This is a genomic window from Streptomyces sp. cmx-18-6 (genome assembly GCF_046548915.1).
Lineage (GTDB): Bacteria > Actinomycetota > Actinomycetes > Streptomycetales > Streptomycetaceae > Streptomyces.
The window spans coordinates 16,399-36,622 of the sequence record NZ_JAEBEP010000016.1; the positions used below are offsets into that span (position 1 = coordinate 16,399).

Below are 20,224 nucleotides of genomic sequence, written 5' to 3' on the forward strand. Positions count from 1 at the left end.
GCTGTCGTCGCCGGGGCTCCGCCGCCCGTTTCCCGCCGCCTTTTCCGGTGCGGGTGTCGGTAAGAGGGGCCTGGGCGCGGGTCTATCGTCGAAGGATGACTGCGTACGGAAACTTCCCCGGCTCCCGCCCCCGGCGGCTGCGGACGACCCCGGCGATGCGGCGGATGGTCGCCGAGACTCGGCTCGATCCGGCGAACCTGATCCTCCCCGCGTTCGTACGGGAGGGCATCGACGCCCCGGTCGCCATCTCGGCCATGCCCGGCGTGCACCAGCACACCCTGGACACCCTGCGGAAGGCGGCCGTCGAGGCGGTCTCGGCCGGGGTCTCGGGGATCATGCTCTTCGGGGTCCCGGAGGACGCGAACAAGGACGCCCGGGGCACGGCGGGCACCGACCCGGACGGTATCCTCCAGCTCGCGCTGCGGGCGGTGCGCGAGGAGGTCGGGGACGAGCTCGTCATCATGTCGGACCTGTGCCTGGACGAGTACACCGACCACGGCCACTGCGGGGTCCTGGCGGACGACGGGCGGGTGGACAACGACGCGACCCTGGAGCGGTACGCGGAGATGGCCCAGGTCCAGGCGGACGCCGGGGCCCATGTGGTGGGCCCCAGCGGGATGATGGACGGCCAGGTCGGCGTGATCCGCGACGCCCTGGACCAGACCGGGCACGAGGACGTGTCGATCCTCGCCTACACCGCGAAGTACAGCTCGGCCTTCTACGGCCCCTTCCGCGAGGCTGTGGGCTCCTCGCTCACCGGCGACCGCAAGACCTACCAGCAGGACCCGGCCAACGCCCGGGAGTCGCTGCGGGAGCTGGCGCTCGACCTGGAGGAGGGCGCGGACATGGTCATGGTGAAGCCCGCCGGACCGTATCTGGACATCCTCGCCAAGGTCGCCGGGTCGGTGGACGTGCCGGTCGCCGCCTACCAGATCAGCGGTGAGTACGCGATGATCGAGGCCGCCGCCGAGAAGGGCTGGATCGACCGCGACAAGGCGATCCTGGAGAGCCTGACCGGCATCCGGCGGGCCGGGGCGCAGATGATCCTCACCTACTGGGCGACCGAGGTCGCCGGGTGGCTGGGGCGCGACCAGCGGCGCTGAGCCGCGCCCCGGCCGGGGCCGGTGCTCAGGGGCCGCCGGCTCCGGCCCCCTGGAGGCGGTGGGCCTCCTTGAGGGAGAAGCGGGCGCTGTCCCGTACGAGAGGGTCCGCGTCCGCCCTCGCGGTGGTGTCCAGGACCGTGGCGACGACCGGGTCGGCCGTGTAGGGGGCCAGGGACATCGCCGCGTACTGGCGGACCAGGTCCTCGTCCCGGTCCTTGAGGGCGGTGAGCAGGGCGCGGCCGGCGCGGCGGCGGAGGCCGGGGTCGGCCGGGGGCCATACGCGCAGGACGGTGGCGCTCTCGACGCGGGCGAGGTCGTACTCGTCGGCGTCGGCGACCACCGAGACGAGGAACGGCAGCGCCTGGGCGTTGTCGTCCAGCTCGGTGATGATCTCGCGCTTGCGGTCGCTGTCCGGGGGCAGCGACCGGAACTCGGCTATCAGGCGTTCGGCGGCCTCGGCGCCCTCGGCGATTGTGGCGGCTGCTGCGTCCGCCTTGTTCGTCGTGGTCGGGGGGTGCGTGTCGGTCATGGGGGTGGACACTTTCTGTCAGGGCCAGTCGACCAGTGACATGAATGCTACGAAAGCGACCACCGCGGTGGCAGGTGCGGAGCGCTTTCCTCCCCTACTCCTGCCCCCACCCGCTCTGCCTGGCGCCGAGGGCCGTCAGTCCCACCAGAACGACCAGACCTCCTGGTTCAGCACCTGCTTGTCCGCGTAGACGTCGAGGTCGTGCGGCGGGGACTGGTCGATGTTGTCCGGGCAGAACGCGTAGTGCTCGGCGGCCAGGGCGCGGGCCTCCTCCGGCGTGGTCGGCGGGCGGCCCACCGAGACGATCATCGTGTCGAAGCCGAGCACCACCACGCGGGCGTCGTAGCGGTCCTCCCAGGAGCGGAGCACCGCGCAGAGCCGGGCCACGTCGTTCTCGTGGTTCACCGGGCCCGACCAGCCGATCGCCGCCGGTATGTCCGCGCTGCGGCGGGCCGGGACGAGCGCGATCCGCATCTCGCCGAGCCAGCCGTCCGGGTCGGCGGTGAGGACCCCCGCGAGTCCGGCGGCCGCCTCGTCCGGGTCCTCACCGGCTTCCCCCGCGGGGGCCGGGGCGAGACCGGGCCAGGGGGTGCGCTTCGTCCCCTCGCGCGGGGCCTCGCCGTCGCCCGGCTCGTGGCCGGCCGGTTCACGGTAGGTCGGCTCACGGTCGGCCGGCTCACGGTCGGTCGGTTCGTCGTCCTCGTACGGAGTCCAGTAGCTCTCCAGCACCTCGTCCGCGTCGTGGTCGCCCGCATACGACGTCGCGCCCGGGCAGAGATCCCACTCCTCGGGCCACTGGTCGCGGGAGCCGCCGCTGACCAGCACCGGCAGCAGCCCCAGCCGCCGCCCGGCCGCGCGCAGGGCCGGCCAGTCACGGGGGCCGGCCTGCTCTCGCGCGTACCAGAGCAGCGGTTCGTGCCAGGGGCCGTCCAGCGTGGCGTCCACCAGGGAGCCGGGCGGGAGGTCCAGGCCCGAGGAGGCCAGGGAGGGCAGAGGGTTCGGGAGCGTCGCCATGGTGGTGACCCTAGGCGGCCCCACTGACAACGGGCCTTTCCCGGCCTACGGCGGCCGGCGGGTTCCGGGCGGTGACCGGTCACAGGTTCTGGTGGCGACCGGTCCTAGGGTTTCGGGTGGTGACCGGCCCCGGGTTCCGGTGGCGACCGGTTTCGGGCGGCCAGTGGTTTCGGGGTGGTGACCGGTCCTAGGTTCCGGTGGCGACCGGTCCCAGGGTTCCGGGTGGTCATCGGCCCCGGGCGGCCCGTCAGAAGTGCCCGTAGTACCTCCGCATGCGCGTCTCGGCTTCGTCCGCGCTACAGCCGAGCGCGACGCCCACGGCCGCCGTCGAGGGCCCGTGCCGGCGAATGGTCATGACCGCTGAGCCCGCGAACAGCTCGGAGTCGCGCCGGGCGATGTTGGCCGCACGGAGGACCGCCAGCGGCTCGTCGTCGGACAGCTCGCTCAGTCGGCGGCTCAGCCTGTCCAGAAGCTCCGCCAAGTCGTCCGGCAGCGGCACGAGTCGGGACTCGACGTCCTTCACGTGCGCCTTCCAGTCCGCCTCCGGACCCGAGGTGTCGTACTCGTACGGGTGCTGCTCGCGGACCTCCGCCCAGTCGACCGGGTACAGCTCCGTGCCGCGCCAGCCGCATGAACACGAGCCGCGCAGGTGGGTCCCGACCGGGCCGCTCATCTGCCCGTCGTACCCCCACCACTCGGTGATCCTGCCCATCGTGCCGCCGCCGGACATGGACGGAATGGAGATCGGGCCGGGCTCCTCGCCGTCCTTCGCGACCACGCCCGGCTGTCCGCCGTGCGTCGTCCCGAGCTCGTCCGTCTCCCACGGGTACATGCTCACCGTTCCGGTCCCGTACACACTGCCTCCCAGTCACTCCACGCTGTCCCGTCACTGCTGAGAGCAAGCATGTCGGCTCGGGGTCGTACGCGACCGGGAAACGGCGAAACAACCGGGTGACGTTCCCCGAACCCGGCCCTGCCGGGGGTCCGTTCCGGCCGCGCGGGCGTATCGTCGCGGGGCCTGTTCCCTCTCCCTTTTCCTCTTCCCTCCCTCTTGCCTCCCTCTTCTCTTCCCCTTCCCGGCGTCCTCGGCAGGTGGTTCCGTGAACAAGATCATTTTCTCCATCTCGGTGTCCCTCGACGGCTTCTTCGAGGGGCCGGAGCGTGAGATCGACTGGCACACCGTCGACGAGGAGGTGCACCAGCACTTCAACGACATCATCCGGCCGATGGGCGCGTTCCTCGACGGGCGCGTCACCCACGAGCTGATGGCGGGGTTCTGGCCGGACGCCGACGAGGACCCCGCCAACGCCGGGCCGATGGCCGAATTCGCCGGTATCTGGCGGGACATGCCGAAGTACGTGTTCTCCCGGACCCGGGAGAACCTGGAGTGGGCGACCGCCGTGCTGCACGAGGTGGACCCGGACCAGGTGCGCGCCCTGCGCGACGGGGCCTCGGGGGACCTGATGGCCGGCGGGGCGGACCTGCTGGAGACGTTCCGGCGGCTGGACCTCGTGGACGAGTACTGGATCCACGTCCATCCCGTCCTCCTCGGCCGGGGCCGGCCCTTCTTCCGGGACGCGGAGGGGTGGCAGGCGCTGCGGCTCCTGGAGAACCGGACATTCGGCAACGGGGTCGTGATGCTGCGGTACGGGGTGGTCCGGGCGGGGTGAGCGCGGGTGGGCGTGCAGGGCAAGTGGTGTGCGTCGTGGGGCTTTTGGCCCAGTCGTCGTCGGCGCGGGATCTCGGCCTGCTGACGCGCGCTGGGCTGTCGATCCGACGTGCGCTGGGCCGTCTATCGCTGAGACCGCGCTCGCGGTGGGGATTGTCTAGGGTGTGATCATGCCGTCGGTCATCAAACGCCTTCTTGTCGCACCCTGGATTCTCGCGCTGCTGGCCGGTTGTTCCGGTGACGCGGACCCGCCCCGTGAGAACAAGGCGCAGCCGAATTCCCGTGCATCCGTCGACGGGTACGGCGACATTCTCGTCGGCGGTAGGCCCGTTACGGGGTCGAGGCCGAGTGGAATCAGCAAGTTTCCCTATCAAAGGACCTATTCAGAGGGCAAGTTGTACGCGTCGGTGACCGGCTTTCGATCGATCGCCTTCGGCGCCTCGGGGCTGGAGTCCGTCTACGAGGGCTCCTTGACCCACCGCAAGGGCGATGACGTAGAGACCACCGTGGATCCCGGGGTGCAGAAAGCGGCCTTCGAAGCGCTCGGCGAGCGGCGTGGTGCGGCGGTCGCGCTCAACGCCGCCACGGGGGAGCTGCTGGCGGTCGTGAGCACACCTTCCTACGACCCGGCAGCGTTCAGCGGCAACTCTTACAAGGACCAGGAAGCCTGGCGGAAGGTGACCGGCGACAAGAACAAGCCCATCTTCAACCGGGCACTCAGGGAGGCGACCGCGCCCGGTGAGACCTTCGACATCGTGATCGCGGCGTCGGCCCTGCACCACGGCCTCCACGACACGGTGGACGAGCCCACGGGCGGCGACTCGGGCGAGTGCGCGAACGCCACCATACGTGAGGCGCTGGCCCGGTCCTGCGGCGAAGTCTTCGCGAAGCTGGCCGCGGACCTGGGCGAGGAGAGGCTGCGTGAGACCGCGAAGGGGCTCGGCTTCGGCGATGACGGACTGAAGGTGCCGATCGGGGTCACGGAAAGCAGGTACGAGAGTTACCGGGACGGGATCATCACCGTCACCCCGCTCCAACTGGCCAGGGTTACGGCCGCCCTTGCCAACCGGGGCGTGATGGCAGGACCTCATCTGGTTGCCGAGGGCAAGGAGCGACAGGTCGCGCAAGGCGTTCCGGCGGCCGCGGCGAGCCTGCTGCTCCCCGCGGTGCGGGAGAAGAAGGAATGGGCGCCGACCGACGCGGGCGACGGCACGCCGTCCTCCTGGTCCCTCACCTACGCCCGGACCGGCGAAGGCGACACCGTCGCACTCGTCGCCCGCGTGGTCGCCTCTGACGCAGCTGCGGCCGCCCGTGTCACCGCTGCGATGACCGAGGCGCTTGCCTGAGGGGTGCGGGCGGGACCCATACCGCCGTGATCAGGACGCCGTCGTGGAGTCTCCAGCGGCCCTCGAAGCCGGTGAGCGGCGGGTGGCCGGTCCTCGTCGTGCCCGGGACCAGCAGGGTCGCGGTGAACGTGCCGTGCGGGTGGAGGGTGATGTGGGCCTCGTGGAAGCCCAGGGGGCGGCCGGTCAGGGGTGACCAGGTCTTGTAGACCGACTCCTTGGCGCTGAACAGCAGCCTGTCCCACGGGATGTCGGGGCGGTGGGCGGCGAGTTCGCGCAGGGCGGTGCGTTCGGGGGCGAGGGTGACCATGTTCAGGACGCCCTCGTCGCGCAGGGGTTCGGCCGGTTCGGCGTCGATGCCCAGGGACGCCGCTGTGGTGGTCCTCGCCACCGCCGCCGCCCGGTAGCCGGTGCAGTGAGTCAGGCTGCCGACCATGCCCGCCGGCCAGCGGGGTGCGCCCCGGGGGCCCCGGATCAGGGGTGCGGGCGGGAAGCCGAATGCGGCCAGGGCGGTGCGGGCGCAGTGGCGGACGGTCGTGAACTCGCGCCTCCGGCCGGGGACCGCGGTGGCCACCAGGGCCTCCTCCTCCGGGAAGAGGAACGTTCCGTCGCCGTCGCTGTCCCCGAAGTCCCCGAAGGTGTCGACCACGGTGACCGGCGGGGGGAGCAGGGGGGCCAGCACGCCCGCGAGAGCCGGGCTGCCGGTGGGGAACAGGGTCATGGGCGGTCACGGTACCGGGGGTCACCCGTCCCGTGGCCGCGGGTGTGGGCGGGGAGGGCGCGGACCGGCTTGATCGGCGGGGGCGTCCCCCTCGGGTGGTGGTGGATGCCGTGCTGAGCCGCGCCGGGCGTCGTCCTTGAGCCGCGCTGGATGCCGTATAGGCCAGATATAGCCAAGGAACGCACGCTCGAATCATTCGAACGGATGGGGGCAGCATGCCGGACCAAGAGGCACAGGTGGCACTGGTCACCGGGGGATCGCGCGGTATCGGACGGGCGGTGGCGACCCGGCTCGCACGGGACGGCTTCGATGTCGCCCTCTGCTACCGCTCGGACGAGACGGCGGCCGAGCAGGTGCAGAAGGAGATCCTGGCGGAGGGCCGGCGGGCGCTCGTCCGCCGGGTCGACGTGGCCGACCGGGTCGGCGTCCGGGCGTTCGTCGCGGACGTCGAGTCGGGGCTCGGGCCGGTGTCCGCGGTGGTCACGTCGGCGGGGATCACCCGCGACCGTCCGCTGGCGCTGATGTCGGACGACGAGTGGGACTCGGTGCTGCGCACCAACCTCGACGGCACCTACAACCTGCTCCGCTCGGTGGTCCGTTCGATGATCCGCCGCCGCGCGGGGACCGTCGTCACCCTCTCGTCGGTGGCCGGCGTCGTCGGCAACGCCGGACAGACGAACTACTCCGCGTCCAAGGCCGGGATCATCGGCCTGACGCAGGCGCTGGCCAAGGAGTTCGGGCGCTACGGCGTGCGCGCCAACGCCGTCGCCCCCGGCTTCATCGACACGGAGATGGTCGCCGGCGTGCCGGAGGCCGTCGCCAAGGACGCGCTGACCCGCATCCCCATGGGCTGCTTCGGCACCCCTGAGCAGGTCGCCGCGCTGGTCTCCTTCCTGGCTTCCCCGCAGGCCGAGTACATCACCGGCCAGGTGGTCCGGATCGACGGAGGCATGGCGCTGTGAACGCCTCCTCCGAGACCTGGTTCCGCCGGTATCCGCGGGCGGGCGGGCCGCGTGTGCGGCTGGTCTGCTTCCCGCACGCCGGCGGCAACGCCCAGATGTTCCACGGCTGGTCCTCGCGGCTCCCCGCCGACGTCGAGGTCCTCGCCGTCCGGTACCCGGGCAGGCAGGAGCGGATGGGCGAGCCGTGCGTCGAGTCGATGGACGAGCTGGCCGACCGGATCTCGGAGGCGCTGACTTCCTACGGTGATCTGCCGATGGCCTTTTTCGGCCACAGCATGGGGGCCTCGGTGGCGTACGAGGTGGCCGCGCGGCAGGAGGCGGGCGCGGGGGCCGGGGGCCCGGCCGTGGTCCTGCTCTCGGCCCGCAACGCACCGCACCGGAGCTCCCGCACCTCGCTGCACCGCGCCGCCGACGACGTACTGGTCGCCGGGGTGTCGCGGCTGGGCAGCCTGGGGGGAGACCCCTACGCCGTACCGGAGTTGCGTGAACTGCTGCTGCCGGTGCTGCGTTCCGACTACAAGCTCATCGAGACCTACCGCCCGCACAGTCCCGCGGTGCTCCGCGCCCCCGTCGTCGCCTACCGGGGCGAGGCCGATCCGGGCGTGACGTATGAACGGCTGTCCGCCTGGGGTGAGTTGACGACCGGCGGGTTCGCGTTGCGGGCGTTCCCCGGCGACCACTTCTACCTCGCCCCCCGGGAGGCGGAGCTGACCGCGGACATCGCGGGGCGGCTGGCTCGTATCCCGTACGGCCTGCCGGTCTGAGGACTGAGGCCGACCACGGCCCCTGGTCCACGGCCCCCGGCCCTCGGCCCCCGGGACCGGCAGACACCGGCTTCCACCACAACAGCGAGAGGAGCGGCGCCGTGACGATCGCGACGTCCTGGGCACCACTGGAGATCGAGGCGAAGGGCGAGGGCGGCACCGACGAGCTGCTGAGCCGCCTGGACGAGCTGGAACTCGGCCTGACCGGAACCCTCGTCAAGGAGAAGGCGCTCGTCTTCCGCGGCTTCGGGATCACCCCGCAGACGCTGGACGCCGCGCTGGACCGGCTGCTGCCGAACCGGCTGGCGTACGTGCACGGCAACTCGCCGCGCACCAAGGTCGGCGGCAACGTCTACACCTCGACCGAGTACCCGCAGGAATTCACCATCTCCATGCACAACGAGATGAGTTACGCCCACGCGTGGCCCTCCCGCCTGGCGTTCTTCTGCCAGATCCAGCCGGGCACGGGCGGCGCCACCCCGGTCCTCGACGCCGAGCGCTGGCTCGCCGTCCTGGACCAGGAGGTGCGCGACGCCTTCGCCGGCGGGGTGCGCTACGTCCAGAACCTGCACGACGGCTACGGCCTCGGCAAGAGCTGGCAGGACACCTTCGAGACCGCCGAGCGCGCGGACGTGGAGGCGTTCCTGAAGACGGCCGGGGCCGAGTGGGAGTGGCGGCGCGACGGCAGCCTCCACGTCGAGTCCTACCGCCCCTCCACCACCCGGCACCCCGTCACCGGCACGGAGGTGTGGTTCAACCAGGCCGACCAGTGGCACCCGGCCGGACTCGGCGACGACACCGCCGCCGAGCTCGCGCAGATCCTGTCCGAGGAGGAGCTCCCGCAGTCGGTGCGGTTCGCGGACGGCAGCCCGATCCCCGCCGAGTACGTCACCCAGGTCCGCGACCGGGGCCTGGAGGCGGCCGTCGACGTCGACTGGCGCACGGGCGACCTGCTCCTCATCGACAACGTTCTCCTGGCGCACGGCCGCAGGCCCTTCACCGGCGACCGCCGCGTCCTCGTGGCGATGTCCGACTGACGCCACCGCACCCCTGCGTTCAACGGAGCGAGCTGACCATGACCATCACCTCCGAAGAGACACCCGCCGGCTGGGCGGGGACCGGAACCGTGCCCGGCATGCGGCGCGCGGCGGCCCCCGGCACCGGCATCCACGACTACATCACCGAGAACCGGGCCGAGCTGCGCGAGCTGCTCACGGAGCGCGGCGCGCTGCTGCTCCGCGGATTCGAGGTGGGCGGGGTCGACGGGTTCGACGGCACCGTCCGGGCGTTCTCCGGTACGCCCCCGCTGGCGTACGCCGAGCGCTCCTCGCCCCGCAGCACCATCAAGGGGCAGGTCTATACCTCGACCGACTACCCGCAGGACGAGGAGATCTTCCTCCACAACGAGAACTCCTACCAGGCGGTGTGGCCGCGCACCCTGTACTTCTTCTGCGTCGAGCCGCCCCTCACCCAGGGGGCCACCCCGCTCGCCGACATCCGCCGGGTGCTGCGGGCCGTCGACCCGCAGGTGCGGGCGGAGTTCGAGGCGCGCGGCTGGCAGGTCGTGCGGAACTTCCACGCCGGCTTCGGGGTGCCCTGGCAGGAGGCGTTCAACACCTCCGACAAGGACGCGGTGGTGGCGTACTGCAAGGAGCGCGAGATCGAGGCCCAGTGGCGGCCGGACGGCGGGCTGCGCACCACGGCCGTACGGCGGGCGGTGCACCGCCACCCGGTCACCGGCGAGGAGGTGTGGTTCAACCACGCCACGTTCTTCCACGTCCGCACCCTCGCCCCGGAGGTCGCCGCCGGGCTGCGCGCCATCTTCGCCGACGAGGACCTGCCCACGAACACGTTCTACGGGGACGGCGGGGCCATTCCCGACGACGTGACGGACCACCTGCGCGCCGCCTACCGGTCGGCCGCCGTCCGCTTCGACTGGCAACGCGACGACGTCCTGGTCGTCGACAACATGCTCGCCGCGCACGCGCGCGAGCCGTTCACCGGACCGCGGCGGATCGCCGTGGCCATGGCGGAGCCGTCCGACGCGTAGCACCTGACGCGTAGCACCTGACGCGTGGCACCTGACGCGTGGCACCTGGCATTTGGCGTCCGGCGCCTGGCGTCGGACGCCGCCCGATATCGATGCATCGATGGGGAGTTGAGGCAGACATGTTCGAGACGTACGGATCACGGATATCCGGACTGGCCGTGTACCGGCCCGCCCGGCTGGTGTCCAACGAGGAGCTGGCCCCGCTGACGACGGTCTCGCCCGAGTGGATCGTGGGCCGGACCGGCATCAAGACCCGCCACCACGCCTCCGAGGAGGAGGACCTGGTCACCATGTCGGCCGCGGCCGGCGAGAAGGCCGTCGTGTCGGCCGACATCGACCCGGGTGAGGTGGATCTGACCATCGTCGCCAGCGCCACCCGCCGACGCCGGATGCCCGGCATCGCCCCGGAGGTCGCCAGCCGTATCGGGCTGCCGAACTCCGGTGCGTACGACCTCAACGCGGTCTGTGCCGGGTTCACCTACTCGCTGGCCATGGCGTCCAACGCCGTGCGTCTCGGGGAGGCCCGCAACGTGCTGGTCGTGGGCGCCGAGCGGACCAGTGAGTGGATCGACCCGGACGACCCCGACACCTTCGTCATCTTCGGCGACGGGGCCGGAGCCGCCGTCGTCTCCCGCTCGGACCAGCCCGGCATCGGGCCGGCCGTCTGGGGCAGCGACGGAGCGCGCCACGAGGTGCTGGGGATCACCGAGAAGGCCGACGGCCGCGAGTACGTCACCATGAACGGCCCGCTCGTCTACAAGTGGTCCACCGCCACCATGCCGGACGTCGCCCACCGGGCGTGCGCGGCCGCCGGGATCACCATGGCGGACATCGACTGGTTCGTGCCCCACCAGGCCAACAACCGCATCATCAGGACGCTCGCCGCCAACCTGGACCTGCCGCCGGAGCGCGTCGTGAACGACGTCGTCGACACCGGCAACACCTCGGCCGCCTCCGTGCCGCTCGCGCTGAGCCGGCTCAAGGACAGCGGCCGCAGCACGCCCGGCGAGAACGTCCTCCTGCTGGGCTTCGGCGCGGGACTGACGTACGCCGGCCAGGTCGTCCGGATGCCGTGACGCGGCAGCCCATATCCCACAACCCCCCCAAAAAAAGCCCCAACGCCCCCACTGCCCCCAACGCCCCCAACGCCCCCAACACCCCCACAGCGTACGAAGGTTCGCCCCCCACAGCCCTGTACGCGCGCGGCCACGCGTGCGTCCTACCGATGGAGAGACGAAAGCCATGACCAGAGACGAACTGATCGTCGAGATCATCAACCTCACGCTGCGCACCGCGCCGGACCTGGAGGCCGAGGTCACCGCCGACTCCAGCTTCGACGAGCTCGGCATGGACTCCCTCACCCGTATCGACCTGCTGGCGGCGGTGGAGAAAACCTTTAACCAAACAGTTCCCGACGAGAAGGTCGGTGACCTGCTGCGCGTGTCCGACGTCGCCGACTTCCTGACGGCGGCGAAGGCCACGACGGCGGACAAGGCAGGAGTCTGACCCATGGGCCACACGGACCCCATGGGCGGGGCGAAGCCCCTGTCGGTGGGCCAGGAGGGGCTCTGGCTGCTCCACAAACTGGCCCCCGACAGTGCGACCTACAACCTCGCGGGTGGTGTCCGGATGGAGCCCGCGCCGGACCCGGAGGTCCTGGCGCGGGCGGCCCGGGCGCTCACCGAACGGCATCCCATGCTGCGTTCGGTGTACGTCGAGGGCGACGGCGGGCCGCGCCGGGTCGTGAAGGACCCGGGCGAGACCGGTGAGCTCGTCGTACGCGAGGTGCCCGACGCCGACGACGCGGAGCTGGACCGGCTCGTCGCGGCGGAGGCGGGCACGCCCTTCCGGCTGTCGGAGGAGGGGCCGTTCCGGGTGGTGCTGTGGCGTCGCCGCGCCGATGCCGTACTACTGGCGCTCACCCATCACATCGCCACGGACGCCATCTCGCAGTGGCTGCTGTGGCGCGACCTCCTGGCCGCGTACGAGGCGTTCGCGCAGGGGCGGGAGTGGGAGCTGCCGCCGACCGCCGTCACGTACGACCACTTCGTCGAGGCGGAGCGCGATCTGCTGGCGTCCTCGCGCGGCGAGCGGCAGGCGGAGTTCTGGCGCGAGCAGGTCGCGGGCTCCGCGCCCGGCGAACTGCTCACCGACAAGCCCCGGCCGGCCACGGCGTCCTTCAGCGGCGCCAGCCTCGTACGCAGGCTGCCCGACGAGCTCGCGGAGCGGCTGAAGCGGGCGGCGGCCGAGCAGGAGGTGTCGCAGTTCGCGCTGGCGCTCGGCGCGCTCCAGGCCCTGATCAACCGCTGGACCGGTCAGACGGACTTCCTCGTCGCCTGCCCCGCCTCGGTGCGGCGGTCCTCCGCCAAGGACGTCGTCGGCTACTACGTGAACCCGGTGCTCATCAGGGCCGTACTCGACCGGCAGGCGACCCTGGGCGAGGTGACGGCGGCGGCCAACGACCGCCTGCGGCAGGCCACCGCGCGGTCCACCTACCCGTATCCGCTGGTCGCGCAGGCCGCGGCCGCGAACGGAAGCGCGGACGGGCCGCTGTACCGGATCTCCATGACCATGGTCACCACCGACCGCTTCGGGTCCGACCTGGGGGCCGCCGTCGCCGGCGTACCCCTGGACGTGGCCGGGGTGAGCACCACCTATCTGGAGATCCCGCACCTGGAGGGGCAGTGCGACATCGCCCTGGAGGTCACGCGTGACGTCCAGGGGCTCACGCTGGCCCTGCGCTATGACACCGCGCTCTTCGAACGGGCCACGGTGGAGCGGCTGTTCGACCAGCTCATCCGGTTCATGACGGCCGCCGGCGACACCCCGGACCGCCGCGTCTCGCGCGTCCCGCTGACGGACGCCGCCGAGAAGCGGCTCCTGCTGGCGCTCGGCAGCAACGCGGGCGACGGCTCATGAGGCAGCCCGTGCTCCGCGGCATCCTCGACGGCGTCGGCAACACCCATCTCGTCGAACTCGGGGGCCTGTTGCCCCGTTTCGGCTCGCGGGTCTTCGCGAAACTGGAGGCGTTCAACCCGGGCGGCAGCGTCAAGGACCGGTCGGCGCTGTCGATGCTGCTCGGCCGCATCCGCAGCGGCGAGCTGGTGCCCGGCCGGTCGACGGTCGTGGAGTCCAGCTCCGGGAACCTGGCGATCGGCATCGCGCAGATCTGCCGCTACTACGGCATCGACTTCATCTGCGTGGTGGACCCCAAGACCACCCAGCAGAACCTGTCCATCCTGCGCGCCTACCAGGTCGCGGTGGAGATGGTGACCGAGGTGGACCCGGAGACCCGCGCCTATCTGCCGATGCGGCTGGCGCGGGTACGGGAACTGGTGGCGTCGACCCCGGGCGCGTACTGGCCCAACCAGTACGCCAACCCGCTCAACCCCCGCGCGCACGTGCAGACCATGCACGAGATCGCCGAGGCGCTGGACGGGCGGGTGGACTACCTGTTCTGCTCGACCGGCACCGGCGGCACGCTGACCGGCTGCGCCCAGTACATCCGGGAGCGGGGCCTGTCGACCACCCTGGTGGGGGTCGACGCCCTGGGCAGCGTGCTGTTCGGCGGCCCCTCGGGGCCGAGGCTGCTGCCGGGGCACGGCGCGGCGGTGAAGCCGGCGCTGTTCGACCCCGCGCTGGCCGACGAGGTCATGCTCGTCTCCGACCTCGAATGCGTCGTCGCCTGCCGGACCCTGACGCTCCGTGAGGCGATCCTCGCGGGCGGCTCGTCGGGGGCCGTGAGCGCGGCCCTGCGGAAGATGGCGGACCGCGTTCCGGCCGGCAGCAACTGCGTGATGATCTTCCCCGACCGGGGGGACCGCTACCTCGACACCATCTACTCCGACGACTGGGTGCGCGCCCATTTCGGAGAGGTCTCACACCTGTGGAAAGAACCCGAAAACACTTTGGCGGTGGGCGCATGCTGATTCTCAAGCACAGTGAAGTGGCGGGACTGCTGGCCGGACGCGAGAAGGAGGTCATCGACCTCGTCTCCGCGGCCTACCAGCGCCACGACGAAGGCCGTACGGCGCTTCCGCACTCGGTCTTCCTGCGGTTCCCGGACCGGCCCAGGGACCGGATCATCGGGCTTCCGGGGTATCTGGGGGACAGGGAAGGGGCGGCCGGGGGCGTCGAATCCGGTGAGGTCGCGGGGATGAAGTGGATCTCCTCGTTCCCCGGCAACGTCGCCGCCGGGCTGGAGCGCGCCAGCGCCGCCATCCTGCTGAACTCGCTGGAGACCGGCCACCCCGAGGCGCTCATCGAGGGCTCCCTCATCTCGGCCCGCCGCACAGCGGCCTCGGCCGCGCTCGGCGCACGCGTGCTGCTCGGCGACCGCAGGCCGTCCGGGGTCACGCTCATCGGCACCGGCGTCATCAACCGGGAGATCCTGCGCTTCCTCGCCGTCGAGCGGCCCGAACTCGACTCCCTCGCCGTTTACGACACCGACCCGGCGCGCGCCCGTCGCTTCACCGCCGACCACGCCCGGCTGCTGCCGGGCGCGAAGATCCGCCACTGCGACTCGCTCGACGAGGCGCTCGGCGCGCACGACCTGGTCTCCTTCGCGACGACGGCGGCCACCCCGTACACCGGGCTCGACGCCTGCCCGCCCGGCGCCGTCGTGCTCCACATCTCGCTGCGCGACCTCACCGTGCCCGCCGTGCTCGGGGCGCACAACGTGGTCGACGACCCCGACCACGTATGCCGCGAGCAGACCTCGCCGCACCTCGCGGAGCAGCACACCGGCGGGCGCGACTTCGTCGACGCCTCCATCGGGGCACTGCTGCGCGGCGCCGCCCGGCTGACGCCCGAGGACGGAAAGCCGCTGGTGTACTCCCCGTTCGGGCTGGGCGTCCTGGACCTGGCGCTGGCCGGGTTCGTCCGGGACGAGGCGCGCCGGGGCGGCATCGGGGCCCGGATTGACGGGTTCCTGCCGGCACCGGTGCTCTGAGGCGTCGGCGCTTCCAGGCCCTCCACGCGCGCAGTGCGGCCATCGCCACTGAACGCTGCCACTGATCAACACCTCTGGAGAAGAGATGTCTGTCCCGCTGCACGAACTGATCGCCCAGCAGACCGTCCGTACCCCCCACGCCATCGCGGTCGACGACGCCCAGGGTCCGATGACGTACGCGCAGCTGGACCGCCGCGCGAACGGCATAGCCCGGCTGCTGCGCGGGCGCGGCGTCGGCGCCGAGTCGAGAGTCGCTGTCTGCCTGCCGCGCGGGCGGGAGCTGGTCGCGGCGCTGCTGGGCGTCTGGAAGGCCGGCGGGGCCTATGTGCCGCTGGACGCCGGGCATCCGGCCGAGCGGATCGCCTGGATGGCGGCGGACAGCGGGGCGCGGACCGTGCTGACCGTGAACGCGGCGGCCGCGGCCCTCGCCGGGGCGGTGCCCGGGGAGGAGCTGGTGTTCCTGGACTCCGCCGCAGGGGAGGCCGACGCGGCCTGGGACCCGGTCGGGACCGGGCCGCAGAGCGCCGCGTACATCACGTACACCTCGGGTTCGACGGGCCGCCCCAAGGGCGTGCTCGTCGAGCACGGCGGGATCGCCAACCGGGTCGCCTGGACGGTGGACAGGCAGGGGCTCACCGCCGAGGACCGGGTGCTCCAGAAGACCGTGCTGACCTTCGACGCGGCCGCGCTGGAGCTCTTCGCGCCGCTGGTCGCGGGCGGCACCGTGGTGATGGCCCCCGAGGGGGCCGAGTCCGACCCCGCACTGCTGGTGCGGACGGTGGCCGACCGGAACATCACCGTCCTCCAGGGCGTGCCGTCCGTGCTGCGCCTGGTCGCGGACGAACCCGCCTGGCCCGAGTGCACGGGCCTGCGGCTGGTCTTCTCCGCCGGCGAGGCGCTGGACGCCGAACTGTGCCGCAGGCTCGGCGAGCCCACCGGGGCCAAGGTGTGGAACACCTACGGCCCCACCGAGTGCTCCATCGACGTCACCGGCCAGGAGTTCGACCCGGAGCTCCACACCGAGGCCGTCCCGATCGGCCGCCCCCTCGACAACATCCGCGTGTACGTCCTCGACGACGAGCTCGACCCGGTGCCGATCGGCGTCGTGGGCGAGCTGTACGCCGGGGGCGTCGGCGCGGCGCGCGGTTACGTCGGCAACCCGGCGCAGACCGCCGACCGTTTCGTGCCCGACCCCCACGGTCCGGCCGGCAGCCGCATGTACCGCACGGGCGACCTCGCCCGCTGGCGCACCGACGGGGCCCTCGCCTACCTCGGCCGCGTCGACCACCAGGTCAAGGTCAACGGCGTCCGGATCGAGCCGGCCGAGGTGGAGGCCGCCCTCAACGCCCACCCCGACGTCCGGGGCGCGGTGGTCGGCGCGTACGCCTTCGGCCCGGGCGCCCACGGCGCGGACGGTCTCGGCACCCACGGCGCAAGGTCTCCCGGCGCGGACGGCCTCGGGTCCGGGAAGCGGCTCGTCGCCCACCTGGTGTCCGCCCGGCGCATCCCCCGCGACGAACTCCGCAGCTTCCTGCGCAAGCGCCTCCCCGAGCCCATGATCCCCGCGCTCTTCGTGACGGTGGACGCCTTCCCGCTCACCGCCAACGGCAAGGTCGACCGCAGGGCCCTGCCCGACCCCGCGCGGGCCGAGGCGGGCACGGCGACGGAGGGCCCCGGCCACACCGCGCCCCGCACGGTCGCCGAACGCCTGGTCGCCCAGGTGTGGGAGCAGCTCCTCCAGGTGGAGCAAGTCGGGGTGCACGACGACTTCTTCGCGCTCGGCGGGTCCTCCCTCGTCCTGACCCGGCTGGCCGACGCCCTCGGCAAGGCGTCCGGCGACAGCATCCAGCTCCGGGGCCTGTTCGCCGCCTCCACGGTCGAGGCGCAGGCCCGGCTGCTGGAGGAGGCGCGCCCCGCCGTGCCCGAGGTGGTCCCCGTGGGCCGTGAGGTCCCGCTGCCCCTCTCCTTCGGGCAGCACCGGCTGTGGTTCCTGGACCGTATGCACCCCGGCAGCCCCGAGTGGGTCGCCCCGCTGTTCCTGCGGCTGCCCGCCGGCACGACCGCCGAGAGCGTGCAGGCCGCGCTGGACACCCTGGAGGCGCGGCACGAGGCGCTGAGGACCCGGTACGTCCTGGAGGGCGAGGAGCCCCGCCAGGTGGTGGCCGAGCCCCGACCGGTGGAACTGCGGGTGGAGGACGCGGGGGAGGGGGAGTTGGAGCGGCTGTTCGGCGAGCAGTTCGCCCGGGGCTTCGACCTGACGGACGGGCCCCTGTGGCGGGCGCTGCTGGTACGGGTCCCGATCGGCGGCCCCGCACTGCTGGTGACCACGCACCACATAGCCAGCGACGGCTGGTCGACGGTCCTGATCGAGCGCGAGATACGCGAACTGTGCGCGGCGGCGGCCGAGTCCCGCACACCCCAACTCCCGGTCCTGCCGGTGCAGTACGCCGACTACGCGGCCTGGCAGGCGGCCCGCTCCGACGACGCGGTCCTCGACCGCGAACTCGACTACTGGAAGAACGCCCTGCGCGGCCTGCCCGAACTCCAGCTCCACACCGACCGGTTGCGCCCGGCCCGACGCGACGGCCGGGGCTCGGGCGTGCGCTTCTCGGTGCCGGCCGGTCTGGCCGACGCCCTCAGCGGCATCGGGCGCAAGCACGGCGCGACCCAGTACGCCACGCTGCTCGCCGTCTTCGCGGCCCTGCTCTCCCGCCACAGCGGCCAGGACGACTTCGGCATCGGCAGCCCGGTCACCGGGCGGCTCCGGCCGGAGACCGAGGACACGGTCGGCTTCTTCCTCAACTCGCTCGTGATGCGCTGCGACTTGACCGGCGACCCCACCTTCGGCGAGCTGCTGGCCCGCACCAAGGACACCGCGATGGCCGGGTTCGCGCACCAGGAGCTGCCGTTCGAGCGGCTGGTGGACGAGTTGCAGCCCGTACGCGACCTGTCCCGTACGCCCCTCTACCAGGTGGCCTTCGACCTCCAGGACGAGGGCGCGACCTCGGTGGCGGCGGACGGGGTGCTGATGGACGCCTTCCAGGGAGCCTGGCGGGTGGCCAAGACGGACCTGACGATGTTCGTGTGGCGACAGGCGGACGGGTCGCTCAACGGAGCTCTGGAATACGCCACTTCGCTCTTCGACCGGGCGACGGTGGAGCGGCTGGCCGACCACTTCGTGCGGCTGGTGGAGGGCGTCGTCGCCGCACCGGACGTGTCGCTGGCCTCCATCGACATCACCTCGGTCCATGAGCACCGGCTCCTGCGGGTCTGGAACGACTCGGGGGCGGTGGTGCCGGGGGTTTCGGTGCCGGAGTTGGTGGGTCGGTGGGCTGTGGAGTCGCCGGGTGCGGTGGCGGTGGAGGGTGGTGACGGTCGGTCGTTGTCGTTCGGTGAGTTGGATGTGCGGGCGAGTCGGTTGGCGCATCGGTTGAGGGCTGCTGGTGTGGGGGTTGGGGCTGAGTCGTCGGTGGCGGTGTTGCTGGATCGGTCGGTTGATCTGGTGGTGGCGTTGTTGGCGGTGTGGCGTGCGGGTGGTGGGTTCGTTCCGATGGATCCGGTGCTGCCGGCGGGTCGGATCGCGGGGATGGTGGCGGATGCGCGGGTGGGGGTGGCGCTGACGTCGAGCGCGTACGCGGATCGGTTCGACGGGGACGTGGAGGTGGTCCGGATCGATGGGACCGACCTGTCCTCGTTCCCGGATGCGGCTCCCGAGGTCGTCGTCGACCTGGACTCGGTGGCGTACACCGTGTTCACGTCGGGGTCTACGGGGCGGCCGAAGGGTGTGCAGGTCTCGCACCGGAGCCTGGTGAACCATGTGGACTGGGCAGTAAGGGAGTTGGTGGGTAGCGGCTCGGGTGGTGCGCCGGTGTTCTCGTCGGTGGCCTTCGACCTGGTGGTGCCGAATGTGTGGGCGCCGCTGGCTGCTGGTCAGCGGACCTGGTTGTGGGACGGCGAACTGACCGAGCTGGGCGAGAGCGTGGCTGCGGCTGGCCCGTTCTCGTTCATGAAGTTGACCCCCGGGCATCTTGAGGTGTTGTCCGGTCAGCTCTCCGACTCGCAGATCGAGGCGTTGGCTTCCCGTGTCGTCGTTGCCGGTGAGGCGTTGCCCGGTGGTCTCGTGGAACGTTGGCGGGTTCTCCTGGGCGAGGGTCGGGTGCTCAACGAGTACGGCCCGACTGAGGCGACTGTGGGTACGTGTGTGTTCCCGCTGACCGAGGCGGTGGAGGGTGTTGTGCCGATCGGCCGGCCGCTGCCCAACATGCAGATGCGCGTGTTGGATGCCGGTCTGCGGCCCGTCCCGGTGGGGGCCGTGGGTGAGCTCTTCGTCGGTGGTACGGGGGTGGCGCGCGGTTACGCCTTCCGCCCGGGCGCCACAGCGGAACGCTTCGTCCCCGACCCGTACAGCTCGGTTGCTGGTGCGCGTCTCTACCGCACGGGCGACCTGGTGCGGTGGCGCAGTGACGGTGCGGTGGAGTTCCTGGGGCGGATCGACGACCAGGTCAAGGTGCGCGGCTATCGCATCGAGCTCGGGGAGATCCGCGCCGCCCTGATCGCTCACCCGCAGGTCACCGACGCCACCGTCGTCGTCTCCGAGGACCAGCGCCTCATCGCGTACGTCGTCGGCAGCACCGAAGGGCTCACCGACGCCCTCACCGCCACCCTCCCCGACTACATGGTCCCCTCCGCCCTCGTCAGCCTCGACGCCCTCCCCCTCACCCCCAACGGCAAGATCGACCGTCGCGCGCTCCCCGAGCCCGGGGCCACGGCTGCGGACGCGTTCGTCGCGCCCAGTACGCCCACCGAGGAGCGCATCTCCGCCATCTGGAGCGATCTGCTGGGCAAGGAGGCGAGCACCCAGGACAGCTTCTTCGACCTGGGCGGTCACTCGATCCTCGCCGTCCGGCTGGTCTCGCGGCTCCAGAACGAGTTCGACCTCGACCTCCCGATGCGCGTCGCGTTCGAGAGCCCGTCGATCGCTCAGCTCGCCGTCGAGATCGAGGCCCGGATCAGGGCCGAGATCGACGCCGTACTCAACGAGTCGGAGCCCGGGCCCGAGGCCGGCCCCGGCCCCGCCCCGCAGTCCCAGCCCGAGTCCGCGTCCCACTGACCCCGTCG

17 protein-coding genes are annotated in these 20,224 nt (G+C 71.9%); 13 read left to right on the plus strand and 4 right to left on the minus strand.

Annotated elements, in window-relative coordinates; translation table 11 throughout:
* Positions 1-95: 95 nt before the first annotated feature.
* Positions 96-1,103: a porphobilinogen synthase gene (gene hemB, locus ACLJPL_RS29420; RefSeq protein ID WP_411083982.1), complete on the plus strand. Its 1,008-nt coding sequence runs from the start codon at positions 96-98 to the stop codon at positions 1,101-1,103.
* A gap of 25 nt (positions 1,104-1,128) precedes the next feature.
* Here hemB and ACLJPL_RS29425 read toward each other — a convergent pair whose 3' ends face one another.
* The 3 genes from ACLJPL_RS29425 to ACLJPL_RS29435 all read right to left on the minus strand — a co-directional run bounded on the left by ACLJPL_RS29425 (position 1,129) and on the right by ACLJPL_RS29435 (position 3,484).
* Positions 1,129-1,632 carry a hypothetical protein gene (locus ACLJPL_RS29425; RefSeq protein ID WP_411083983.1) on the minus strand — a complete coding sequence of 168 codons (504 nt, stop codon included), beginning with the start codon at positions 1,630-1,632 and terminating at the stop codon, positions 1,129-1,131.
* 135 nt (positions 1,633-1,767) lie between these two features.
* Positions 1,768-2,646 (minus strand): DUF4253 domain-containing protein, encoded by an 879-nt coding sequence (locus ACLJPL_RS29430; protein ID WP_411083984.1) that lies wholly within the window; start codon positions 2,644-2,646, stop codon positions 1,768-1,770.
* Positions 2,647-2,893: 247 nt separating this feature from the next.
* Positions 2,894-3,484, minus strand: a complete 591-nt coding sequence (locus ACLJPL_RS29435) for a hypothetical protein (RefSeq protein WP_411083985.1) — start codon at positions 3,482-3,484, stop codon at positions 2,894-2,896.
* A gap of 262 nt (positions 3,485-3,746) precedes the next feature.
* Here ACLJPL_RS29435 and ACLJPL_RS29440 point away from each other — a divergent pair, with 262 nt between their 5' ends.
* Together ACLJPL_RS29440 and ACLJPL_RS29445 are read left to right on the plus strand one after the other, a co-directional pair.
* Entirely contained in the window at positions 3,747-4,316 is a 570-nt protein-coding gene (locus ACLJPL_RS29440; protein WP_411083986.1) for a dihydrofolate reductase family protein, read from the plus strand.
* A 169-nt stretch (positions 4,317-4,485) separates the two neighbouring features.
* Positions 4,486-5,661 carry a penicillin-binding transpeptidase domain-containing protein gene (locus ACLJPL_RS29445; protein WP_411083987.1) on the plus strand — a complete coding sequence of 392 codons (1,176 nt, stop codon included), beginning with the start codon at positions 4,486-4,488 and terminating at the stop codon, positions 5,659-5,661.
* On the opposite strand, the gene ACLJPL_RS29450 is transcribed toward ACLJPL_RS29445, so the two are convergent.
* Positions 5,630-6,340, minus strand: coding sequence for a 4'-phosphopantetheinyl transferase family protein (locus tag ACLJPL_RS29450; protein WP_411084083.1), 711 nt, complete (start codon positions 6,338-6,340; stop codon positions 5,630-5,632). The two genes, ACLJPL_RS29445 and ACLJPL_RS29450, sit on opposite strands and share 32 nt — an antisense overlap.
* Positions 6,341-6,594: 254 nt before the next feature.
* Between ACLJPL_RS29450 and fabG the strand changes: the two genes are divergently transcribed.
* The 10 genes from fabG (at position 6,595) to ACLJPL_RS29500 (ending at position 20,216) form a co-directional block, all read left to right on the plus strand.
* Positions 6,595-7,341 carry a 3-oxoacyl-[acyl-carrier-protein] reductase gene (fabG, locus tag ACLJPL_RS29455; RefSeq protein ID WP_411083988.1) on the plus strand — a complete coding sequence of 249 codons (747 nt, stop codon included), beginning with the start codon at positions 6,595-6,597 and terminating at the stop codon, positions 7,339-7,341.
* Positions 7,338-8,105, plus strand: a complete 768-nt coding sequence (locus tag ACLJPL_RS29460) for a thioesterase II family protein (RefSeq protein WP_411083989.1) — start codon at positions 7,338-7,340, stop codon at positions 8,103-8,105. The genes fabG and ACLJPL_RS29460 overlap by 4 nt, the downstream gene beginning before the upstream one ends.
* 101 nt (positions 8,106-8,206) lie before the next feature.
* Complete coding sequence (locus ACLJPL_RS29465) at positions 8,207-9,142, plus strand: TauD/TfdA family dioxygenase (protein WP_411083990.1); 936 nt, start codon at positions 8,207-8,209, stop codon at positions 9,140-9,142.
* A gap of 98 nt (positions 9,143-9,240) precedes the next feature.
* Positions 9,241-10,155 carry a TauD/TfdA family dioxygenase gene (locus tag ACLJPL_RS29470; RefSeq protein ID WP_411084084.1) on the plus strand — a complete coding sequence of 305 codons (915 nt, stop codon included), beginning with the start codon at positions 9,241-9,243 and terminating at the stop codon, positions 10,153-10,155.
* Between the two features lie 119 nt (positions 10,156-10,274).
* Entirely contained in the window at positions 10,275-11,231 is a 957-nt protein-coding gene (locus ACLJPL_RS29475) for a beta-ketoacyl-ACP synthase III (protein WP_411083991.1), read from the plus strand.
* 166 nt (positions 11,232-11,397) lie between these two features.
* Complete coding sequence (locus ACLJPL_RS29480; protein ID WP_411083992.1) at positions 11,398-11,661, plus strand: acyl carrier protein; 264 nt, start codon at positions 11,398-11,400, stop codon at positions 11,659-11,661.
* A 3-nt stretch (positions 11,662-11,664) separates the two neighbouring features.
* A complete protein-coding gene (locus ACLJPL_RS29485) occupies positions 11,665-13,074 on the plus strand; it encodes a condensation domain-containing protein (protein ID WP_411083993.1) in 1,410 nt (469 codons plus the stop codon).
* On the plus strand, positions 13,071-14,084 hold the full coding sequence (gene sbnA, locus ACLJPL_RS29490) for a 2,3-diaminopropionate biosynthesis protein SbnA (protein WP_411083994.1): 1,014 nt from the start codon (positions 13,071-13,073) through the stop codon (positions 14,082-14,084). The genes ACLJPL_RS29485 and sbnA overlap by 4 nt, the downstream gene beginning before the upstream one ends.
* Complete coding sequence (sbnB, locus tag ACLJPL_RS29495) at positions 14,078-15,106, plus strand: 2,3-diaminopropionate biosynthesis protein SbnB (protein WP_411083995.1); 1,029 nt, start codon at positions 14,078-14,080, stop codon at positions 15,104-15,106. Before sbnA ends, sbnB begins: the two co-directional genes overlap by 7 nt.
* An 85-nt stretch (positions 15,107-15,191) precedes the next feature.
* Positions 15,192-20,216 (plus strand): amino acid adenylation domain-containing protein, encoded by a 5,025-nt coding sequence (locus tag ACLJPL_RS29500; protein ID WP_411083996.1) that lies wholly within the window; start codon positions 15,192-15,194, stop codon positions 20,214-20,216.
* The last annotated feature ends 8 nt before the right edge of the window (positions 20,217-20,224 follow it).